Annotated in this window: 17 protein-coding genes; 5 read left to right on the top strand and 12 right to left on the bottom strand. The window is 54.0% G+C overall.

Annotated features, from left to right (window positions below; genetic code table 11):
• Positions 1-62 precede the first annotated feature (62 nt).
• Positions 63-110 (top strand): small protein SpfP, encoded by a 48-nt coding sequence (gene spfP, locus M987_RS25360; protein ID WP_071892919.1) that lies wholly within the window; start codon positions 63-65, stop codon positions 108-110.
• Positions 111-208: 98 nt separating this feature from the next.
• Here the strand turns inward: spfP and yihA are convergent, their stop codons facing one another.
• Positions 209-838: a ribosome biogenesis GTP-binding protein YihA/YsxC gene (gene yihA, locus M987_RS05600; protein ID WP_014072413.1), complete on the bottom strand. Its 630-nt coding sequence runs from the start codon at positions 836-838 to the stop codon at positions 209-211.
• Between the two features lie 580 nt (positions 839-1,418).
• Here yihA and yihI point away from each other — a divergent pair.
• On the top strand, positions 1,419-1,934 hold the full coding sequence (gene yihI, locus M987_RS05595; RefSeq protein ID WP_014072411.1) for a Der GTPase-activating protein YihI: 516 nt from the start codon (positions 1,419-1,421) through the stop codon (positions 1,932-1,934).
• A 188-nt stretch (positions 1,935-2,122) separates the two neighbouring features.
• Positions 2,123-3,496: an oxygen-independent coproporphyrinogen III oxidase gene (hemN, locus tag M987_RS05590; protein ID WP_014072410.1), complete on the top strand. Its 1,374-nt coding sequence runs from the start codon at positions 2,123-2,125 to the stop codon at positions 3,494-3,496.
• A 72-nt stretch (positions 3,497-3,568) separates the two neighbouring features.
• Here the strand turns inward: hemN and M987_RS24615 are convergent, their stop codons facing one another.
• The 4 genes from M987_RS24615 to glnA form a co-directional block, all read right to left on the bottom strand.
• A complete protein-coding gene (locus M987_RS24615; protein WP_041162160.1) occupies positions 3,569-3,679 on the bottom strand; it encodes a YshB family small membrane protein in 111 nt (36 codons plus the stop codon).
• A 108-nt stretch (positions 3,680-3,787) separates the two neighbouring features.
• A complete protein-coding gene (glnG, locus tag M987_RS05580; RefSeq protein WP_014072408.1) occupies positions 3,788-5,200 on the bottom strand; it encodes a nitrogen regulation protein NR(I) in 1,413 nt (470 codons plus the stop codon).
• An 11-nt stretch (positions 5,201-5,211) separates the two neighbouring features.
• Positions 5,212-6,261, bottom strand: coding sequence for a nitrogen regulation protein NR(II) (glnL, locus tag M987_RS05575; protein ID WP_014072407.1), 1,050 nt, complete (start codon positions 6,259-6,261; stop codon positions 5,212-5,214).
• 186 nt (positions 6,262-6,447) lie between these two features.
• A complete protein-coding gene (gene glnA, locus M987_RS05570) occupies positions 6,448-7,857 on the bottom strand; it encodes a glutamate--ammonia ligase (RefSeq protein WP_014072406.1) in 1,410 nt (469 codons plus the stop codon).
• A gap of 379 nt (positions 7,858-8,236) precedes the next feature.
• Here glnA and typA point away from each other — a divergent pair, with 379 nt between their 5' ends.
• Positions 8,237-10,060 carry a ribosome-dependent GTPase TypA gene (gene typA, locus M987_RS05565; protein ID WP_014072405.1) on the top strand — a complete coding sequence of 608 codons (1,824 nt, stop codon included), beginning with the start codon at positions 8,237-8,239 and terminating at the stop codon, positions 10,058-10,060.
• Between the two features lie 78 nt (positions 10,061-10,138).
• Here typA and ompL read toward each other — a convergent pair whose 3' ends face one another.
• From ompL to yihU, 7 genes are all read right to left on the bottom strand, one after another.
• Positions 10,139-10,825 (bottom strand): porin OmpL, encoded by a 687-nt coding sequence (gene ompL / locus M987_RS05560; RefSeq protein ID WP_014072404.1) that lies wholly within the window; start codon positions 10,823-10,825, stop codon positions 10,139-10,141.
• A gap of 74 nt (positions 10,826-10,899) precedes the next feature.
• Complete coding sequence (locus tag M987_RS05555) at positions 10,900-12,324, bottom strand: MFS transporter (RefSeq protein WP_014072403.1); 1,425 nt, start codon at positions 12,322-12,324, stop codon at positions 10,900-10,902.
• Positions 12,325-12,368: 44 nt separating this feature from the next.
• Entirely contained in the window at positions 12,369-13,751 is a 1,383-nt protein-coding gene (locus tag M987_RS05550; protein WP_014072402.1) for an MFS transporter, read from the bottom strand.
• Positions 13,752-13,796: 45 nt separating this feature from the next.
• Positions 13,797-15,821 carry an alpha-glucosidase gene (locus M987_RS05545; RefSeq protein ID WP_014072401.1) on the bottom strand — a complete coding sequence of 675 codons (2,025 nt, stop codon included), beginning with the start codon at positions 15,819-15,821 and terminating at the stop codon, positions 13,797-13,799.
• A gap of 16 nt (positions 15,822-15,837) precedes the next feature.
• Entirely contained in the window at positions 15,838-17,079 is a 1,242-nt protein-coding gene (gene yihS, locus M987_RS05540; protein ID WP_014072400.1) for a sulfoquinovose isomerase, read from the bottom strand.
• A 14-nt stretch (positions 17,080-17,093) separates the two neighbouring features.
• Positions 17,094-17,969 carry a sulfofructosephosphate aldolase gene (yihT, locus tag M987_RS05535; protein WP_014072399.1) on the bottom strand — a complete coding sequence of 292 codons (876 nt, stop codon included), beginning with the start codon at positions 17,967-17,969 and terminating at the stop codon, positions 17,094-17,096.
• A 26-nt stretch (positions 17,970-17,995) separates the two neighbouring features.
• Complete coding sequence (yihU, locus tag M987_RS05530) at positions 17,996-18,877, bottom strand: sulfolactaldehyde 3-reductase (RefSeq protein WP_014072398.1); 882 nt, start codon at positions 18,875-18,877, stop codon at positions 17,996-17,998.
• 160 nt (positions 18,878-19,037) lie between these two features.
• On the opposite strand from yihU, the gene M987_RS05525 reads away from it, so the two are divergent.
• Positions 19,038-19,934, top strand: coding sequence for a sugar kinase (locus M987_RS05525; RefSeq protein ID WP_014072397.1), 897 nt, complete (start codon positions 19,038-19,040; stop codon positions 19,932-19,934).
• Positions 19,935-19,943: the final 9 nt, after the last annotated feature.

The raw sequence follows: 19,943 nt of genomic DNA, 5'->3' as shown, positions 1-19,943 counted from the left end.
AAAAGTGCTTTTTCGATCGCTAAAAAAAGAGTAGAGTTAACGACGTAGGGTACAGAGGTAAGATGTTCTATCTTTCAGACCTTTTACTTCACGTAATCGGATTTGGCTGAATATTTTAGCCGCCCCAGTCAGTAATGACTGGGGCGTTTTTTATTGCGCCAAAGAAAATTACGGGCAAAAAAAAGCGCGGACATTGCCGCGCGCTTTATTACTCTTCTTCCGCTTCTGTCGCGGGCTCCAGCTCGTTGAACCAGCTATCAAGCTTCTGACGCAGTTTGTCGACACCCTGCTTTTTCAGCGAGGAAAATGGCTCAACCTGCACATCGCCATTGAACGCCAGCACCGCTTCGCGAACCATGTTCACCTGTGCTTTACGTGCGCCGCTCGCCAGTTTGTCTGCTTTCGTCAGCAGCACGAGCACTGCAATTTCACTCGCTACAGCCCAGTCGATCATTTGCTGATCGAGGTCTTTCAGTGGATGGCGAATATCCATCAGTACCACAAGACCTTTCAGGCACTGGCGTTTTTCCAGGTATTCACCCAGCGCGCGTTGCCATTTGATCTTCATCTCTTCCGGTACTTGCGCATAACCATAGCCTGGCAAGTCGACCAGACGTTTGCCGTCTGCCACTTCAAACAGGTTAATCAACTGAGTACGGCCAGGCGTTTTTGACGTACGCGCCAGGCTTTTCTGATTGGTCAGCGCATTCAGGGCACTGGATTTCCCCGCATTGGAGCGGCCAGCAAATGCCACTTCAATACCTGTATCAGAAGGTAAGTGGCGAATATCAGGCGCACTGGTGACAAAATGCGTCTGTTGGTAGTTCCAGGTAGTCACGTGGTCGTCTCCAAAAGTCGTAATCTGTGGGGGATTATACCTGAATGCGGGCAAAAGGCTTTTCTCATCGTGATAACCCTGTAGGCCATAACCACAACACGTGTAGGAAATCTGCCATAGATGCTATGGGAGATCTCAGAGAAATCGCAGGTGTGAAAAAACACAAACTATTTAAAATCATAAAGTTAAATATAGGTAATTTTCTTAAAATCCACTTTTGTACCTTTCTGTTGCTTGTTAGTTTAATGGAACAAGGTAAAGTGTGCGGCAAGGCGAGGATGCCAACAGGATAACGACTTAAGGATAAGGGTCAGGAGCGCCAGGAGGCGAAGACTCAGGATTGTCAGGATGACGAGCGCCTGGAGGCGTTTAAAACAGGAAAGGGAACCGTATCACGGACGGTATCAGCCAAAGGATAAACAGGGTTTGTTGTTGGCAAACATGGAATGTCTGACCCGTTAAGGGTTGTGAGTCAGGAAAAAAGGCGACAGATTGCTCTGTCGCCTTTTTTCTTTGCTTGCTTTCTGCTAGATTTCGCCGCAATTCTATACTGATGAAAACGGCTTAAAGACAATACACCATGAAAAAACCGACCTCCGCAGCAGGCGCTAAACGTCCTGCAAAAGCACGCCGTAAAACGCGCGAAGAACTGAACCAGGAAGCGCGCGATCGCAAACGCGATAAAAAGCATCGTGGTCACGCTGCGGGTAGCCGTGCGAGCGGTAGCGGTGCATCGTCTTCTTCTGCGAAAAACAAGCAGCAGAAAGATCCGCGTATCGGCAGTAAAACTCCCATTCAACTGGGCGTGACAGACACCCCGGTCACTAAGCAGCACAAACCAAAGAGCGAGAAACCTATGCTTTCACCGCAGGCTGAGCTGGATATGCTGGAGAACGATGAGCGCCTGGATGCGCTGCTGGAACGTCTTGAAGAGGGAGAAGCCCTGACCGCTGAAGAGCAGTCCTGGGTTGATGCCAAACTGGATCGTATCGATGAGCTGATGCAGAAACTTGGTCTGTCTTACGACGATGAAGATGACGAAGAAGAAGAAGAAAAGCAGGAAGATATGATGCGTCTTCTGAAGGGTGGAAACTAACATTTGCACCCGGCAGGTACGATAGTCCTGCTTATAACCCTTCCGGTTATATGTTATCTGGTGTGGTTATTCGTTAAACTACGGCGGTTGTCGCGGCGACATAAGTGGCTGCGCACCCGAATGATGGCCCACAACGGGGCCAGAACGGGCCGCCGTATACGAACGCGACACCAACGGAAGGAGTGAGCATGTCTGTACCATCTATCGACTGGGATTTGGCCCTAATCCAGAAATATAACTATTCCGGGCCACGTTATACGTCATACCCAACCGCGCTGGAGTTTACCGATACCTTCGGCGAACCTGAATTTCTTCAGGCCGTTGCGCGCTATCCTGAGCGCCCGCTTTCGCTCTACGTCCATATTCCGTTCTGCCATAAGCTCTGCTACTTCTGCGGCTGCAATAAAATTGTTACCCGCCAGCAGCACAAGGCCGATCAATACCTGGATGCGCTCGAACAGGAAATCCTGCATCGTGCGCCTCTCTTTGCCGGACGCCACGTCAGCCAGCTGCACTGGGGCGGCGGTACACCAACCTATCTCAATAAAGCGCAAATCAGCCGTTTGATGACATTGCTGCGCGGCAACTTCAGTTTTAACGATGACGCTGAAATCTCGATCGAAGTCGATCCGCGTGAAATTGAGCTGGATGTACTGGATCACTTACGCGCTGAAGGTTTCAACCGCCTGAGTATGGGCGTGCAGGATTTCAACAAAGAAGTGCAGCGTCTGGTGAACCGTGAGCAGGATGAAGACTTTATCTTTGCCTTGCTGAACCATGCGCGTGAAATCGGCTTTACGTCGACCAACATTGACCTGATTTATGGCCTGCCAAAACAGACGCCAGAGAGCTTCGCCTTTACGCTGAAGCGTGTGGCCGAGCTCAATCCCGATCGCCTCAGCGTCTTTAACTATGCGCACCTGCCGACGTTGTTTGCCGCGCAGCGCAAAATCAAGGATGCGGATCTGCCTTCCGCCCAGCAGAAGCTGGATATTTTGCAGGAAACCATCACTTCGCTGACCGATACCGGTTATCAGTTTATTGGTATGGATCACTTTGCCCGCCCGGACGATGAGCTGGCGATTGCCCAGCGTGAAGGCGTGTTGCACCGCAACTTCCAGGGCTACACCACCCAGGGCGATACCGATTTACTGGGGATGGGCGTTTCAGCCATCAGCATGATTGGTGATTGCTACGCGCAGAACCAGAAAGAGTTAAAGCAGTACTATCAGCAGGTGGATGAAACCGGTAATGCCCTGTGGCGCGGCATCGCGCTAACCCGCGATGACTGTATTCGCCGTGATGTGATTAAGGCGCTTATCTGTAACTTCCGTCTCGACTTTAGCGACGTGGAAGCGCAATGGGATCTGCAATTTAGCGATTACTTTGCCGAAGACCTGAAGCTGCTTGCTCCGCTGGCGAAAGATGGGCTGGTGGATGTCTCGGAGAGTGCGATTGAGGTTACGCCAAAAGGGCGTCTGTTGATTCGTAATATCTGCATGTGCTTCGACGCGTACCTGCGTCAGAAGGCGCGTCTGCAACAGTTCTCGCGGGTGATTTAATACGCACAGCATTGCGTTGGAACGTATGCCGGGTAAGGCGTAGCCGCCACCCGGCTTTTACGTTCAAACTCGCTAGCTCAACAGCCCAACCAGCGCCGCACACAATACCGCAGCAACGGCAGTTTGCGGCGTGTGGCTTTCGGCTGCTCCGCTCGAGAGCAAATTCACTAATGATTCCAGCATGATGATCCCCCCATTTCCGGGCACGATCATACAAAACTCATCGGAACAGTAAAGCGCAAAATAACAGCAATTTGCGCTCAATTAGTCATCTTTACACAACGGTAAAAATCACTCCATTCCCAGCTCTTTCAGCTTACGTGTCAGGGTATTGCGTCCCCATCCCAGTAAACGAGCCGCTTCCTGTTTATGGCCCTGAGTATGACGAAGCGCAGTGGTTAACAGCGTGCGCTCCATCTCTGGCTGAGCCTCTGAAAGCAAGTTTTGATGACCGGAACGCAGCGCGCGGTCTGCCCATTGCGCCAGAAGTGTTGCCCAGCTGTCTGGCAGCGCGTGTCCGGTGCTGCTTTCCGGGGCGGTGGCTTCGAACAGCTCGCCCGGTAAATCCTGAATCAGCACTTCCTGGCCGGCGGCCATGACCGTCAACCAGCGACAGGTATTTTCAAGCTGACGCACGTTGCCCGGCCAGGCCAGGCGGGTGAGGGCGGCATCGGTTTCCGGGTGGAGCTGTTTAGCCTCCACACCCAGCTCACGCGCAGCAACCTGGAGGAAGTGGCGTGCCAGACGAGGAATATCCTCGCGACGCTCGCGCAGCGGCGGCAGGTGTACGCGGATCACGTTCAGACGATGGAACAAGTCTTCACGGAATTTACCTTCCTGAACGCGCTGCTCCAGGTTCTGGTGCGTGGCGGCAATAATACGCACGTCTACTTTTACGGGAGCATAACCCCCCACACGGTAGAACTGCCCGTCAGCCAGCACGCGAAGCAGGCGGGTCTGAACATCCAGTGGCATATCGCCGATTTCATCCAGGAAAAGTGTCCCGCCGTCGGCCTGTTCAAAGCGACCCTGGCGAATGGTGTTCGCGCCGGTAAAGGCCCCTTTTTCATGACCGAACAGCTCTGACTCAATCAAATCCTTCGGGATTGCCGCCATATTCAGGGCGATAAACGGCGCTTTCGCCCGCGGGCTATGCCGGTGTAACGCATGGGCGACCAGCTCTTTACCGGTTCCCGATTCACCGTTAATCAATACGCTGATGGAAGAGCGAGACAGGCGACCGATAATGCGAAAAACATCCTGCATGGCAGGCGCTTCGCCAATGATGTCCGTCGTCGGGCCAAAAACGGGCGCATTGCGGGGCTGTTGCTGCTCCTGGTAGTGGCTGATGGCGCGCTCAACCAGAGCGACCGCTTCGTCGATATCAAATGGTTTTGGCAGATAATCGAATGCCCCTTGCTGGTACGCGCTGACGGCGGCATCCAGATCGGAGTGGGCTGTCATTATGATGACCGGAAGCATTGGGTGGCGTTGTTTGATCTGCTTTAAGAGCGCCAGCCCGTCCATGCCCGGCATCCGAATATCTGACAGCAAAACATCCGGGGTTTTGGTGGTGAGTGCATCAAGCACATCGCTGCCGCTCTCAAACGTCGTGCAGCTTAATCCCGCTCCCGTGAGTGCGCGTTCAAGCACCCAACGGATGGAGCTATCGTCATCGACTACCCAGACTATCCCTCGTTGCATACACGTCACCTTTATTTTTTAATTGGCAGGTAAACCGAAAACTCGGTATGACCTGGCCAACTGGTAAATTCAATTTTGCCAGAGTGTTGATCGATCAAATTACGGGCAATGGATAACCCCAGCCCTGTACCGCCTTCGCGGCCGCTCACCATCGGGTAGAACAAGGTGTCCTGGAGATGCGATGGGATGCCAGGCCCGTTATCCTCAACGTCGATTCTCGCAGCCAGTCGGTAGCGCACGCCGTGCAGTGTTAACTGGAAAGCGGTGCGGGTACGCAGAATAATTTCACCGCCATCAGGCCCCAGCGCCTGAAGGGCATTACGCACGATATTCAGAAGAACCTGTTCAATCTGGTCAGGGTCGTGCGCCAGTTCTGGCAGGCTTGGATCGTAATCGCGCACCAGCGTGACGTTTTCAGGAAGCTCCATCGACACGAGTTTCACCACCCGCTCGGCCACTTTATGAATACTTTCGGATACATGCATTCCCGGTTGCTGCGGCCCAAGCAGTCTGTCGACCAGATTGCGCAGACGATCTGCCTGCTCAATGATGACGTTGGTGTACTCGGCAAGCGCAGGGTCGGGGAGTGCTTTGGTCAACAGCTGCGCCGCTCCGCGCAAACCACCCAGCGGATTTTTGATTTCATGGGCCAGGCCGCGCACCAAATCCCGGGCAGCGATCTGCTGGGCATGTTGGAGCTGTTCCTGGCTAAGGCGACGCTGATTATCCATCGGCGCCATCTCGAGCAGAATAAGCCCCTCAGGCAGGCGTTGTGCCGTCAGCGAAAGAATATGGGAACGCCCGTCTATCACCAGCGTCACTTCGTTATCGGTGAACCCCTGACCGGCCTGCAAACTTTCCTGCATCAGGCCAATATTCAGTGAAAAGTAGCTCAGCAATTCCGGGAGCGGTGTACCAAACAGTTTGCGTGCGCTCTGGGCAAGCAGTTGCTGCGCCGCCGGGTTGGCATAATGCACGGCCAGCTCGTCGTCGACCAACAAGATACTGTTAATTAAAGAATTGAGGATCTGCCCAGCATCGGGCAGCGTGCCAGTTGCCATTCAGCAGTCTCCTGGAGTTGTTTGCACTAATTTAGTGCAGTATAGCTTTTTCGGCGTAAAAAGCGCGTGAGATCAGTTTGTTGGTGGAGAAAAAAGCCCATCCGAAGATGGGCTGAAAGTTTCCACGGCAACAAAAAAACAGCTTTCGGATTCGCGCGGAAAAGGTCGCGCGAAACCCGTTAAAACTTAAACGCTGTAGTACAGTTCGAATTCAACTGGGTGCGGAGTCATACGCACGCGGTCGTTCTCTTCGATACGCAGCGCGATGTAAGCATCGATAGCTTCATCAGTGAACACACCACCCGCAGTCAGGAACTCGCGGTCTGCGTCCAGCGCTTGCAGTGCTTCTTCCAGAGAACCGGCAACCTGTGGGATCTCTTTCGCTTCTTCTGGCGGCAGGTCGTACAGGTTTTTGTCCATTGCTTCGCCTGGGTGGATCTTGTTCTTGATACCGTCAAGACCAGCCATCAGCAGAGCTGCGAAGCACAGGTATGGGTTAGCTGCCGGGTCCGGGAAGCGAACTTCGATACGACGTGCTTTCGGAGACGCAACCACCGGGATACGGATAGAAGCAGAACGGTTACGGGCAGAGTAAGCCAGCATTACTGGTGCTTCATAGCCTGGGACCAGACGCTTGTAGGAGTTGGTCGTTGGGTTCGCCAGGGCGTTGATCGCTTTAGCGTGTTTGATAACACCACCGATGTAGTGCAGCGCCTGCTCAGACAGACCCGCATATTTGTCGCCAGAGAACAGGTTGGTACCGTTCTTGGACAGAGACATGTGGCAGTGCATACCGGAACCGTTGTCGCCAAACATTGGTTTTGGCATGAAGGTCGCGGTTTTACCGAAACGGTGCGCAACGTTGTGCACAACGTATTTGTAGATCTGAATCTCATCCGCTTTTTTGGTCATGGTGTTGAAGCGGGTTGCGATTTCGTTCTGGCCAGCAGTTGCCACTTCGTGGTGATGAGCTTCAACAACCAGGCCCATCTCTTCCATGATCAGACACATGGTAGAACGGATGTCCTGTGAAGAATCGACCGGAGGAACCGGGAAGTAACCGCCTTTCACGCCTGGACGGTGACCTTTGTTACCACCTTCGTATTTGGTGGAGGAGTTCCATGCGCCTTCGATGTCATCGATAGCAACGTGGGAACCAGAAATTGAAGCACCAAAACGGATGTCGTCAAACAGGAAGAATTCTGGCTCTGGCCCGAACAGAACGGTGTCTGCGATGCCGGTAGAACGCAGGTACTCTTCTGCGCGCTTAGCGATAGAGCGTGGGTCACGGTCGTAACCTTGCAGTGTACCTGGCTCGAGGATATCGCAACGGATGATCAGAGTTGGCTCTTCGAAGAACGGGTCAATGAGCGCAGTAGTAGCGTCCGGCATCAGAACCATGTCGGATTCGTTAATGCCTTTCCAGCCACCAATGGAGGAGCCGTCAAACATTTTGCCTTCTTCAAAGAATTCGGCGTTCACCTGATGAGCAGGAATAGTGACGTGCTGTTCTTTACCTTTGGTATCGGTGAAGCGCAGATCAACAAACTTCACTTCATGTTCGTTCAGCATCGTCAAAACGTGTTCAGCGGACATACTTAACTCTCCAGATTGGTCATTGTCGTCGTGGTAACGAGGTCTTCAATTTCTGTCTTGTACTGGCTGTGTTGCCATGTTTTTTATAAAGCGAAATCTGTGCCAACTTTTAAAACACCCCAAAAAGGCGTTATCATGCGCACCATAGTGCAAAAGGGCTGCACCACAATGGATTTGTTGCACCAGTATAGTGCTTCAATGTGAACATTGAGCACCATATTGGTGCAATTTACGTTAAAGAGCCCTTTTACCGCTCCGTGAAAGCGATCACAAAGCATCTCTGCAATACTTGTTTGCGGGGGATGTTTGTGATCCTGTTTTGTAGTGCGATTAATCCGTGTACAATAACGCGCTATTTCTAAATGCCTGAGGCAAAGTTGTGATCGAAAATTTGCGTAACATCGCCATCATCGCGCACGTTGACCATGGTAAAACTACCCTGGTTGATAAGCTGCTGCAGCAATCCGGTACGTTTGATGCTCGTGCCGAAACCCAAGAACGCGTGATGGACTCCAACGATTTGGAGAAAGAGCGTGGGATTACCATCCTCGCGAAAAACACCGCGATTAAATGGAATGACTACCGTATCAACATCGTTGATACCCCAGGGCACGCCGACTTCGGTGGTGAAGTTGAACGTGTAATGTCCATGGTAGACTCCGTTCTGCTGGTCGTTGACGCAATGGATGGCCCAATGCCGCAGACGCGCTTCGTGACCAAAAAGGCATTTGCCCACGGTCTGAAGCCAATCGTTGTAATTAACAAAGTTGACCGTCCTGGCGCGCGTCCTGACTGGGTTGTTGACCAGGTATTCGACCTGTTCGTAAACCTCGACGCGACCGACGAGCAGCTGGACTTCCCTATCGTTTACGCTTCTGCGCTGAACGGTATCGCCGGTCTGGACCATGAAGACATGGCTGAAGACATGACCCCGCTGTACCAGGCGATTGTTGACCGTGTTCCTGCACCAAGCGTTGATCTCGACGGCACCCTGCAGATGCAGATCTCTCAGCTCGACTACAACAACTATGTTGGCGTAATCGGCATTGGTCGTATCAAGCGCGGTAAAGTTAAGCCTAACCAGCAGGTGACTATCATCGATAGCGAAGGCAAAACCCGTAACGGTAAAGTCGGTAAAGTACTGACTCACCTGGGTCTTGAGCGTATCGAGAGTGACGTTGCTGAAGCTGGCGACATCATCGCCATCACCGGTCTGGGTGAGCTGAACATCTCCGACACCATCTGCGATCCGCAGAACGTTGAAGCGCTGCCAGCACTGTCCGTTGATGAACCAACCGTTTCCATGTTCTTCAACGTCAACACCTCTCCGTTCTGTGGTAAAGAAGGTAAGTTCGTTACCTCTCGTCAGATCCTTGACCGCCTGAACAAAGAGCTGGTGCACAACGTTGCGCTGCGCGTTGAAGAAACTCCGGATGCAGACGCATTCCGCGTTTCCGGTCGTGGTGAGCTGCACCTGTCTGTTCTTATCGAAAACATGCGTCGTGAAGGTTTCGAAATGGCGGTTTCCCGTCCGAAAGTTATCTTCCGCGAAATCGATGGCCGCAAACAAGAGCCGTTCGAAAACGTAACGCTGGACGTTGAAGAGCAGCATCAGGGTTCTGTGATGCAGGCTCTGGGTGAGCGTAAAGGCGACCTGAAAAACATGAATCCAGATGGCAAAGGCCGCGTACGTCTCGACTACGTGATCCCAAGCCGCGGTCTGATCGGCTTCCGTTCAGAGTTCATGACCATGACTTCTGGTACTGGTCTGCTGTACTCCACCTTCAGCCACTACGACGACGTTCGTCCAGGCGACGTGGGCCAGCGTAACAACGGCGTTCTGATCTCCAACGGTCAGGGTAAAGCGGTTGCGTTTGCACTGTTCAGCCTGCAGGACCGCGGTAAGCTGTTCCTGGGTCACGGTGCTGAAGTTTACGAAGGCCAGATCATCGGTATTCACAGTCGTTCTAACGACCTGACTGTAAACTGCCTGACCGGTAAGAAACTGACCAACATGCGTGCGTCAGGTACTGACGAAGCAACGGTTCTGGTTCCACCAGTCAAGATGACCCTGGAGCAAGCTCTGGAATTCATCGATGATGACGAACTGGTAGAAGTGACGCCACAGTCAATTCGTATCCGTAAACGTCACCTGACCGAGAACGATCGTAAACGTGCGATGCGCGGTCCTAAAGAAGACTAATACGGTCCATCCGAAGGCCGGGTAAGCGTAAGCTTCACCCGGCAAGTAAAAAGCCGCTGATATTCAGCGGCTTTTTTATTAGAACGAATACCGCAATCCTAAGCGAATGCGGTACTGCTCGCGGTTGTAATCATTCCACCGATCCAGCCACTGTAGCTCGAGATACGGTAGCCAGTTTTTGTCGATCTTATAGCTGAATTTATTGGTGATTTCCCAGTGATGATCTTTGCCGTTTTTACTGTGGTAATCATTCACGCGCTGGAAAAAGTGCGGTTCAAAGGTATAGAAAAAGGCATCCGTGACTTTAAAATTCCAGTAGTTAGCAAACTCGTGCGTATCGTTTTTATCCATCTGCCCGTTAAAGTCCGGCGTATCGTAATTGTTGTGGTTATAACGATAGCGAAACGTCAGATTGAACCAGTCGATGAATTTATAATTGGTGTCCAGGTAAACGGCACCGCCGGAGCCCGCGCTGCTGTCGTTAATTAACCCACCGGGCTGGAAGGTCAGTTTGTCAGTGGGCTTAAAGAGCGGATACCACCCCTCTATTTCGTTATAGCTGTGCTTAAGTTCATCCCATTTCCCGACGTTATAGGCGTTGGTAAACATCAGCCCCGCACCCATATCGAAGTTATAGCCTGCGCGCAGAATAACTTCGTGTAGCTCTGAAGCCGTATTATAAGCTTCACGCGTTTCGACATAGGCACCGGCAAATGACGAACAGGACACAGACGACGCGATCAGTGCAGTTGCAATTCTTTTCATAATTTATCCATGTATCAGGTACAGAAGGGCCGCCCCTCCTGTAAACAGGAAGGGAGTCGTGGCCGGATTTATTGTTATAAAGTGACTGCTGACGCTTTATTGTTGGTTGTTATCTTTGAGGTATTTGCGGGTTGTTTTTTCCGTTTACCAATCTCCTCTATTATGAAAGCGAAGCGCGCTTCGTTGAGTTTATAAAAGAGTCCCATAGTGATGGCGGCGACAATTGCCAGGCCGCAAGGCCAAAGGAAAATAAGCTGACGTAAGCCCAGCAGCGTGCCAGCGCTCTGCACGGCATGGGGAATATAGCCAATCTGGGTCAGCATAATTCCCGGCAGGAACCCGGCGAGGGCTGCGGAGATTTTGCGCGAGAAGGTATAGCCGGTATACACCGACCCTTCGGCGCGGATGCCCGTTTTCCACTCGCCGTAGTCGACGGTATCCGGCACCAGCGCCCAGTTGAGGCTATTCACAAACGCCGTGCCAAAGAAGGCCATGCAGGAAAAGAGCACGAACAGCAGGGAGCTGGTTCCCCAGAAGAAGTTCAGCACGTCGCCTACCGCCCACAGCGCCAGCCCGCTCAGATAAACCGGCTTCTTGCCAAAACGCTTAACCGCGCTCGGCACCAGAAACACGCCTACCAGAATGCAACCCATACTGAAAAAACCCATCCAGGACAGCAGATGGAGATCGTTGAGCACGTACTGGGTGTAATAGACCTGAATCGCCAGCTTGATATTAAACGCGGCGAGGGTGCACAGATTGGCGATGCACAGCACCAGCAGCGGCGGGTTGCGGAAAATCGCGCAGAACGATTTCAGGATGCCGGGTTTGTGATGATCGGGCGTGACCTCCACGTAGCGCTCCTTCACGCCGCTGTAGCACCACCACATGCAGAACAGTCCGCCCGTAACGAAAATCAGCGCGGCAACCAGATAGCCGAGAGAGGGCTGGTGGACGAACAGCGCCTGAATGGGCATAAAGCCGACGGTGCAGAGCAACAACCCGACCGTTGCACCACCCTGACGCCACGCCGCCAGCTGCGCGCGCTCGTTGGGGTTTTTGGTGATGGCGGGCACCATCGCGCCATATGCGCAGTTCATCAGGCTATAGCACAGCCCGAACAGCATAAAGAGCACAGTAGCGAGGGCCGTTTTCACCGTCAGGCTAAAGTCGTTGGCCATAAATTGCGCCGTCGCGACTAGCGCCACCGGAACGGAGGCGTAAAGAATAAACGGCCTGAATTTTCCCCTCGCACCGATGTTACGCCGGGAGTCCAGCAGCACGCCGGTCAGCATGTCGGTAAACGCGGTAAAGAATTTAGCGACAAGGAAAATAATGCCGCCATAGAACGCGGGCATGCCCAGTTCGTCAGTGTAAAACTTCAGCAGGTACAGCGTGCCAATACAGAGCATCAGGTTTGAGCCAAAATCGCCCATCCCATAGGCGCACTTCTCACGCAGGCTCAGCTTCAGGGTTAACGGATCTGTGTTGTGGTTCATGGTCGATCCTCATAGCGCCCCGTCGGGCGCTATTTTAAAGTCATTCAGGCCGGACGCTTGCGCAGTTCTATCTCTTCCACAATGCGCACGTACATCTTCTCGTTGAGGTTGTAGAAGCAGCCCATCGCCACGATGGTGATGACCGCCAGCAGGCTCGGGTAGATAAATATCAGCTGCCGCAGCCCTTCAACCGTGCCGGCGGATTGCACCACGTTGGGCACATAGCCGATCTGAGTGAGCATGATGCCCGGGAAGAAGCCCGCCAGCGCCTGGGATACCTTGCGGAAGAAGGTAAAGCCGGTATAGACCGTTCCCTCTGAGCGCACGCCGGTGCGCCACTCACCGTATTCCACGGTGTCGGAGACCAGCGCCCAGTTCAGGCTGTTCACAAACGCGGAGCCGAAGAACGCGAGACAGGAGAACGCCACAAAGCTCACCGATCCGCCGCCGAAGAAATAATTGAGCAGATCGCCAGCCACCCAAATCATCAATCCGCTGATGTAGACCTTTTTCTTACCGAAGCGCCGTACCGCACCGGGCATCATAAAGACGCCGATAAAAATACAGCCCATGCTGAAGAAACCCATATACGACAGAAGAATCGGGTCGTTAAGCACATACTGTGTGTAGTAAACCTGAATGGCGAGTTTGACGTTGAAAGCGCCTAGCGTACACAGGTTGGCGATACACAGGATAAACAGCGGTCGGTTTCCGGCGATGGCGCGAAACGACTGCAGTAGTCCAGGCTTCTGCGCCGGATTGGCGGGCTGCGTTTCGACGTAACGTTCGGTCACGCCTTTGTAGCACCACCACATAAAGAACAGTCCGAACAGCGAGAAGAGGGTGGCGGCAAAGACATACCCAAGCTGATCATTGCCTTCGATCAGGTTCATCACCGGAACAAAGCCCACGGTACAGAGCAGCAGGCCCAGCGTGGCACCGCCCTGACGCCAGGCGGCCAGCGAGGCGCGCTCGTCTGGGTTTTTGGTAATGGCTGGCACCATCGCGCCGTAGGAGCAGTTCATCATGCTGAAGAACAGGCCATACAGCATGAACAGCACCGTTGCCATCACTGTTTTTCCGGTGATCTCAAACGGCGTGCCGACGAAGTTGGCTATCGCCAGCAGGGTCACCGGGAAGGCGGCGTACAGCACGAACGGGCGGAATTTTCCTTTCGGGCCAATCTTGCGCCGGGAGTCGAGCATGATCCCGGTGCCCATGTCGGTAAAGGCGGTAAAGAACTTCGCAATCAGGAAGATGATCCCGCCGTAGGTGCCCGGCAGGCCCAGCACGTCGGTGTAAAACTTCAGCAGATACAGCGTGCCGATATCCAGCAGGATGTTAGAGCCGAGGTCGCCCATCCCGTAGGCGAGTTTTTCTTTAAACGGCAGGCGCAGGGTTGCCGGATCGGAAGTATGTTGACTCATTATTGTTCTCCGTCTGCCCGCAGGTTTCCCTGCGGGCGAGCCTTATCAGATATGACGTAAGGTGCTAAACAGATCTGCCCATTCGCTGTGCTGGCGCCAGAAGACCGGCGGCTTGCCGAGCGGGGCATCTACGGTCACGTCTCCGCCCTGGCAGCATTCCCCGGTCCACGCATTCACCCAGCTATCCTGCGGCAGATAGAGCGTCCAGTCGGTGCGCCCCTCCTCGTGAACGGGCGCTACCAGCAGATCGCGGCCAAACAGATACTGGTATTTCAGCGTGTAGGCGCGCGCATCGTCCTCGTAGTGCAGGAACAGCGGGCGCATCACCGGCAGGCCGGTTTTCGCATTCTGTGCGACGGCAGCTTTGATGTAGGGTTTCAGGGTGGTGAAAACAGTGGTCATACGCGCGAAGTGCGCGATGGTTTCCGCATCGCCGTCAAACTGCCAGTTATCGCCAGGACGGTTGCCTTCATGGGTGCGCATCATCGGTGTAAAAGCGCTGAAATCACACCAGCGGAGCAGCAGCTCTTTACTGCGTTTCATCTCAAAGAGCGTGGTATAGCCGCCGATATCGCTGTGGTGCAGGCCGTGTCCGGTCATCGCTAGAGACAGTGCAGCCGGAACTACCGACGCCAGACCGTCGTCCAGGCTCCAGTCGACGTTCTGATCGCCAGCCCACATCATCACTGAGTGCTTCTGGCTGCCGGTATAACCCGCACGCATAAAGAACAAGATCTCGCCAAGTTTGCCGGTCTCTTCCAGTGCCTCGTAGTTACATTTGGCCCACAGGGCTGGCCAGGCGTTGTGCATGATCTCTGCGCTAACGCCGTTGTGCAGGAAAGTATCAGTCGGCAGATATTCCCCAAAATCGGCCATCCAGCCCCCGCAGCCCAGCTCGATTAGGTTCTTTTTGATGATCTCTTTGTACCAACCGTAGGCTTCAGGATTGGTCAGGTCGATAACGCCCGCGTAGAATTCGCCGAACTCAACGTGGTAGTCCTCACCTTCTGCGTTTTTGGTCAGATAGCCGCGTTTGGCTGCCTCTTCGCAGAGATCTTTATCACTGGCGACATAAGGGTTGATGTAGGAGAGGAACTGCACACCTTCTTGTTTCCACTGCACAATACGTTCATCAAGCTGCGGATAAAGTTCGCTATTCCATTTCCAGTTCCACATCACGCGTTTACCGAAGGAGGTCATACGGATGCCGGACCAGTCCTGCGCCCAGATACCATTTACCTTCACTCCGCCATTGCGCAGGGTGTCGAGCTTCTGCTGACAGACCTCGGTGCCACCCTGAACGCCCAGCGTAACGCCGCCGTAAACCCAGTCCGGAAGCTCGGGCTGGCGGCCCAGCAGTGCCGTCAGTTTTTCCAGCAGATCGACGTAGGTTTCAGCACATTCGAAGCGCAGTGTGGCGTTATCTTCCCAGAAGGCCAGCTCGTGGAAGTCCGGCGCGCTGAAGTCGAAATTCATGTAGCAGCTGTTATCAACGTGGCAGTAGTATTTCTGTGTACTCACGAACGTGGGCTGCGGGAAGAAGGTCCAGTAGTAATCGCCGCCCGCATTCTCTTTGCAGTCAGCTTGCCAGGTCACGTAGGTCTGCTTATTACGTCCCACGCCCTGTTCGCTGGTCCATAGGGGGAAGGGCTTGCCGCGCAGGTCAAAGTAAGAGAACTGCTCTCCGCAGCCGTAAATATGGTCGTCTGGCTGAGCAGCCAGTCGCAGCCAGATGCGATTATGGTGGATAGCATCGTTTTTTAGTTTCAGCTCCAGCCGGCCTTCATTGTCCAGACCCACCCGCAATGTGGCGCTCACCGCGTCGCCTCGGGTGAAGCGAATCGCCCAGCCAGTGCCTTGCTGCGAGACGGTGGCTTTCGTCAGCGCAATCTTTTCGTTGAGCTTATCCTTGATGCTGAAGTTGCCGCGGAACATGTCGATGTCCGCAGTACCTGCGCCAATCCACAGGCAAGGAGCATCAATGGAGTGAGACAAAATCAGGCGGTCCTGCCAGCTCAGGGTGAAACCATTTTCGTTATTTTTCAGAATAATATTGTGTAGGGTACGCATAAGATCTCCGTCTTTATTATTTGGCCTGACTATCCAGTAACCCGGCGGCAACGGCAGGGGCTAACCCTGGCGCCAGAGGCAAACGCGGGATCACCAGGCAGTGCAACAGATGGTAAATATCTTGCTTGCCGTCCCAGACCTTGGTGGTCACTTCGTTATTGGTATCCAGCTCCTGCCACCAGGAACCGTTCTCGTAATCCATCAGGTACTTAATGCAGTAATCCCACCACTTCTGATACCAGGTTTCGTACTGCGCCTCTCCTGTGACGGTGTACAGCGCATAGGCGGTGCCCATTGCCTCGACAATCGGCCAGCGCACGCGTTCGCGCACGATAGGCTTGCCGTCCCAGCCCACGGAGTAGACAAAACCATCGGCCCCGTCTGGCGCCCAGGCGTCGCGGATGGTGGCGTGGAACAGACCCTTCGCATCCTCAAGCAGCCACTCAGGCGGGGTTTCAAAACGGGCTTCCAGCGCGGCGCGCAGGTGCAACATCAGACGGCCCCACTCAATCCAATGGCCCGGCGTACCGCCGTAGGCGCGGAAGCGGTGTGCAGGATTGTCGATGTTGTAATCGCGGATCGGGTTCCAGTTGGCGTCGAAATGCTCGTTAACGCGGTACTCACCTTTGCGCGCCACGTTGTGAATAATCACCGAGGCGATGTGCAGGGCGCGGTCGAGCCATTTACGATCGTGGGTCACGTCATAGACGATCAGGAAGGCTTCCACGGCGTGCATGTTGGCGTTACCACCGCGATAATCCTCGGTTTTGCTGAAGGCCTCGTCCCAGGATTCGAGGCACATTTGTTCTTCCTCGCTCCAGAAGTAGCGCTCAATCACCTCGATGGCGTTGTCCAGCAGCCTGCGTGCCTGCGGATGGCCGGTGGTGACGGCGCTCGCCGCGCCCAGCAGCACGAAGAAGTGTTGATAGCCCTGCTTGGAGGCATCAATTACGCCTTCATCGTTTACGCAGGCGTACCAACCGCCGTGCTGCTTGTCGCGCAGAGGGCCGTTGAGGGCATTGATGCCATGCTCAACCAGAGCATACGCACCGGGACGCCCCATGTTCGCCGCCACCGAGTACACGTGCAGCATACGGGCGGTGATCCACAGATGGGTGCCCATATCGCTACGCACCTGGCCGTTATTGCCCAGCCAGCCAAAGCCGGTCGGCACGGCGGCGTTTTTACCGAAATCGAAAATACGGTCGGTCTCTTGTTCGAGCCAGTGGTTATGGCTCAGGGTGTTAAACCATTTCATGTTCGGGTCCTTTCTTAACGGCGGGCCATCATTTCGTCGACGATCTCACCCAAACGCTGCAGTTTCGGCACAGAGACGTCGCGCAGCATCATTTCAGTATCCGGCAGCCCCACCACGGACGACCAGACGGCACGACCGGCTAAAAAGCCTGAAGCGCCTGCCTGCATGGCAACCTGCACCGCCCGCGGGAAGAGTTTGTCATCCACGCCGGAAGAGAGGATCACCCACGGCATGTTGATCTGCTCGTTCAACTTTTGCGAGGCGGCCAGCAGCGCCTGCTGCGTGCCTTTACCCAACAGCGGCATCTCCACTTTGTAGAGATCCGCCCCGCTGTCACCCAGCTCTTTGGCGGCATCAATAATGGCCTGCTCGCGGTTAAACGTGGCACCGCGACGCGGTGGACGCACCACGGGTTCAATGATGCTGAGCAGCCCATTGTCGTGACACAGCGTGTTGAACGCTTTCACCATCTCCAGACGCTGCAGCGGATCTTCATCGCTGCGCCACAGCACCAGCAGCTTCAGTGCCTTGCCGCCGTCACGTTTGACCGCCCGGGCATCAATGTTTTTATCAATCACCACGCTATCGACCGGAATACCGTTCCCCGGAATAAACTCGTCGGCGGCAACAATCATCGCGCAGCTTTTGGCGACGGCCTGTTGCTCGACAATCTGGCGATAGCAGAACTGCTGGTCGACCAGAATGGCGGAGGCATACGGCGACAGGATTTTGGCAGCGTTCACCTTAAAATCCGTGAGGTGCTGATCGGTGACGGGTACAGGTGCACCTGCTGCAGCAAACATCAGGCGCATTGCTTCGCGCTGGTCAACGGCCAGCATCGCAAAACCGCCGGAAGGTCGGGTGATATCTTTCAGGGAGTACATCGTCATTCCTTATTCCTTACTTATCTGTTTGATTATTTCAGCCCGGCGGATGCGCGAACTTGTTCAAGAATGGCTGTCCAGTCTTCACGCCCGCGTCCGGCGGCACGTGCCTGGTTGTAGACTTCGCGGGAGGCTGCACCGAGCGGCATTGGGACATGAAGCTGATTTGCCACGTCCAGTGCGATCCCGAGATCCTTATGCGCAAGGTCGATCATAAAGGCCGGGGTGAGATCGCCTTTCAGCACCTTGTTCGGCCATGATGTCGTGAAGTGGCCCTTGCCTGCTGGGGTACCGCTCATCACTTTTAGCGCCACATCAAAGGAGAGGCCAAGGGCTTCGCACAGCACGGCCGCCTCTGCGGAAAGTGCGTTCAGGGCGATACTCATGTAGTTATTGATAAGTTTCACGCGGATACCCATACCTGGCCCGCCAGCGTTAATTAGCTCATTACCCATCGCCATGAGTACAGGTGTTGCACGTTCGACCTGCTGCGACGTACCGCCTGCCAGAAGGAGTAGCGTTCCGGCGATAGCATGGTCCGACGTGCGCCCTACAGGGACGTCCATCAGGCTGAAGCCCCGTTCCGCCATTTCCTGGATCAGTCCATCGGTCTGAAGTGGATGAATGGTCGACATATCAATGACCAGCGCTTCGCGGGATAACCCTTCACAGACACCATGCTCGCTGAAAAGAACTGCACGAACCAGGTCGCCGTTTGGCAGCATGGTGATAACAAATTCAGCATCCGTGGCTGCCTGTGCGGGTGTGGCCGCCGCTTGTGCGCCACTCTCTACCAGAACCTTTACCGCCTGCGGGTTCACATCAAAGACGTGTAGCTGGTGGCCCTGTTTCAGCAGATTCTTCGCCATTGGCGCGCCCATCTGCCCTAAACCGATAAATGCGATTGCTGACATGCCTTTCTCCTGTACTGTCACATCGTGTCAATTATTGAGCGTTTGTATTGTCTGTTTTTGATCGTATTTGTAATTTATGGTCAAAAAATTGACACGGGTCACTTTTTAAACATTTTGTGAAATTAAAATGAGAGCATCAGAAAACGCAGAAGGAATCACCATGACTCGCATTGTTTGTGTCGGCATCACTGTGCTGGATCGCATCTGGTATCTCGATGAATTACCGAAAGAAGGTGGAAAGTATGTCGCAAAAGACTATACGGAAGTGGGCGGCGGCCCTGCGGCAACTGCAGCAGTGGCTGCTGCAAAGTTGGGGGCAAAAGTGGATTTTATTGGCCGAGTGGGTGATGACGATACCGGGGCAAGACTGCTCACGGAGCTGGAATCCCTGGGGGTGAATACCCGATACACTCGTATTATTAAAGGTGCGCGTTCTTCGCAATCCGCTGTCATGGTGGATGCTAGTGGGGAGCGTGTGATTGCTAACTACCCCAGCCCCGATCTGCCTGCAGAGGCGGATTGGCTCCAGGATATCGACTTCTCTCAATGGGATATTGTACTTGCCGATGTGCGCTGGCATGACGGTGCAAAACAGGCATTCACCCTTGCGCGCCTGCAGGGCGTGCAGACCTTACTTGATGCGGATGTCACCCCGCAAGATATCGCGGAACTCATCGCGTTAAGCGATCACGCGGCCTTTTCCGCACCGGGACTGCAGCGGTTGACACAGATGGATAATCCCATCGATGCACTGAAAAAAGCACAAACGCTCACAAATGGACATGTTTATGTCACGCAGGGCCGGGAAGGATGCTACTGGCTGGAAAATGATGAGCTCTGCCATCAGCCCGGATTTACCGTTGAAGTGGTTGATACTACGGGGGCCGGTGATGTTTTTCACGGTGCGCTGGCTGTCAGCCTGGGGCAACAGGAGCCTTCACGGGATGCTGTGCGTTTCGCCAGTGCTGTCGCAGCACTGAAATGCACAAAACCTGGAGGACGCGCAGGTATACCCGACTGTGATCAAACCCGCTCTTTTTTGTCACTTTTTGTATAAAATGCGGGG

Origin of the sequence: Enterobacter soli ATCC BAA-2102 (assembly GCF_001654845.1) — a bacterium.
GTDB classification, from domain to species: domain Bacteria; phylum Pseudomonadota; class Gammaproteobacteria; order Enterobacterales; family Enterobacteriaceae; genus Enterobacter; species Enterobacter soli.
Note: the sequence above shows the minus strand (reverse complement) of the source record. Positions and strands in the feature narration are given on the sequence as shown.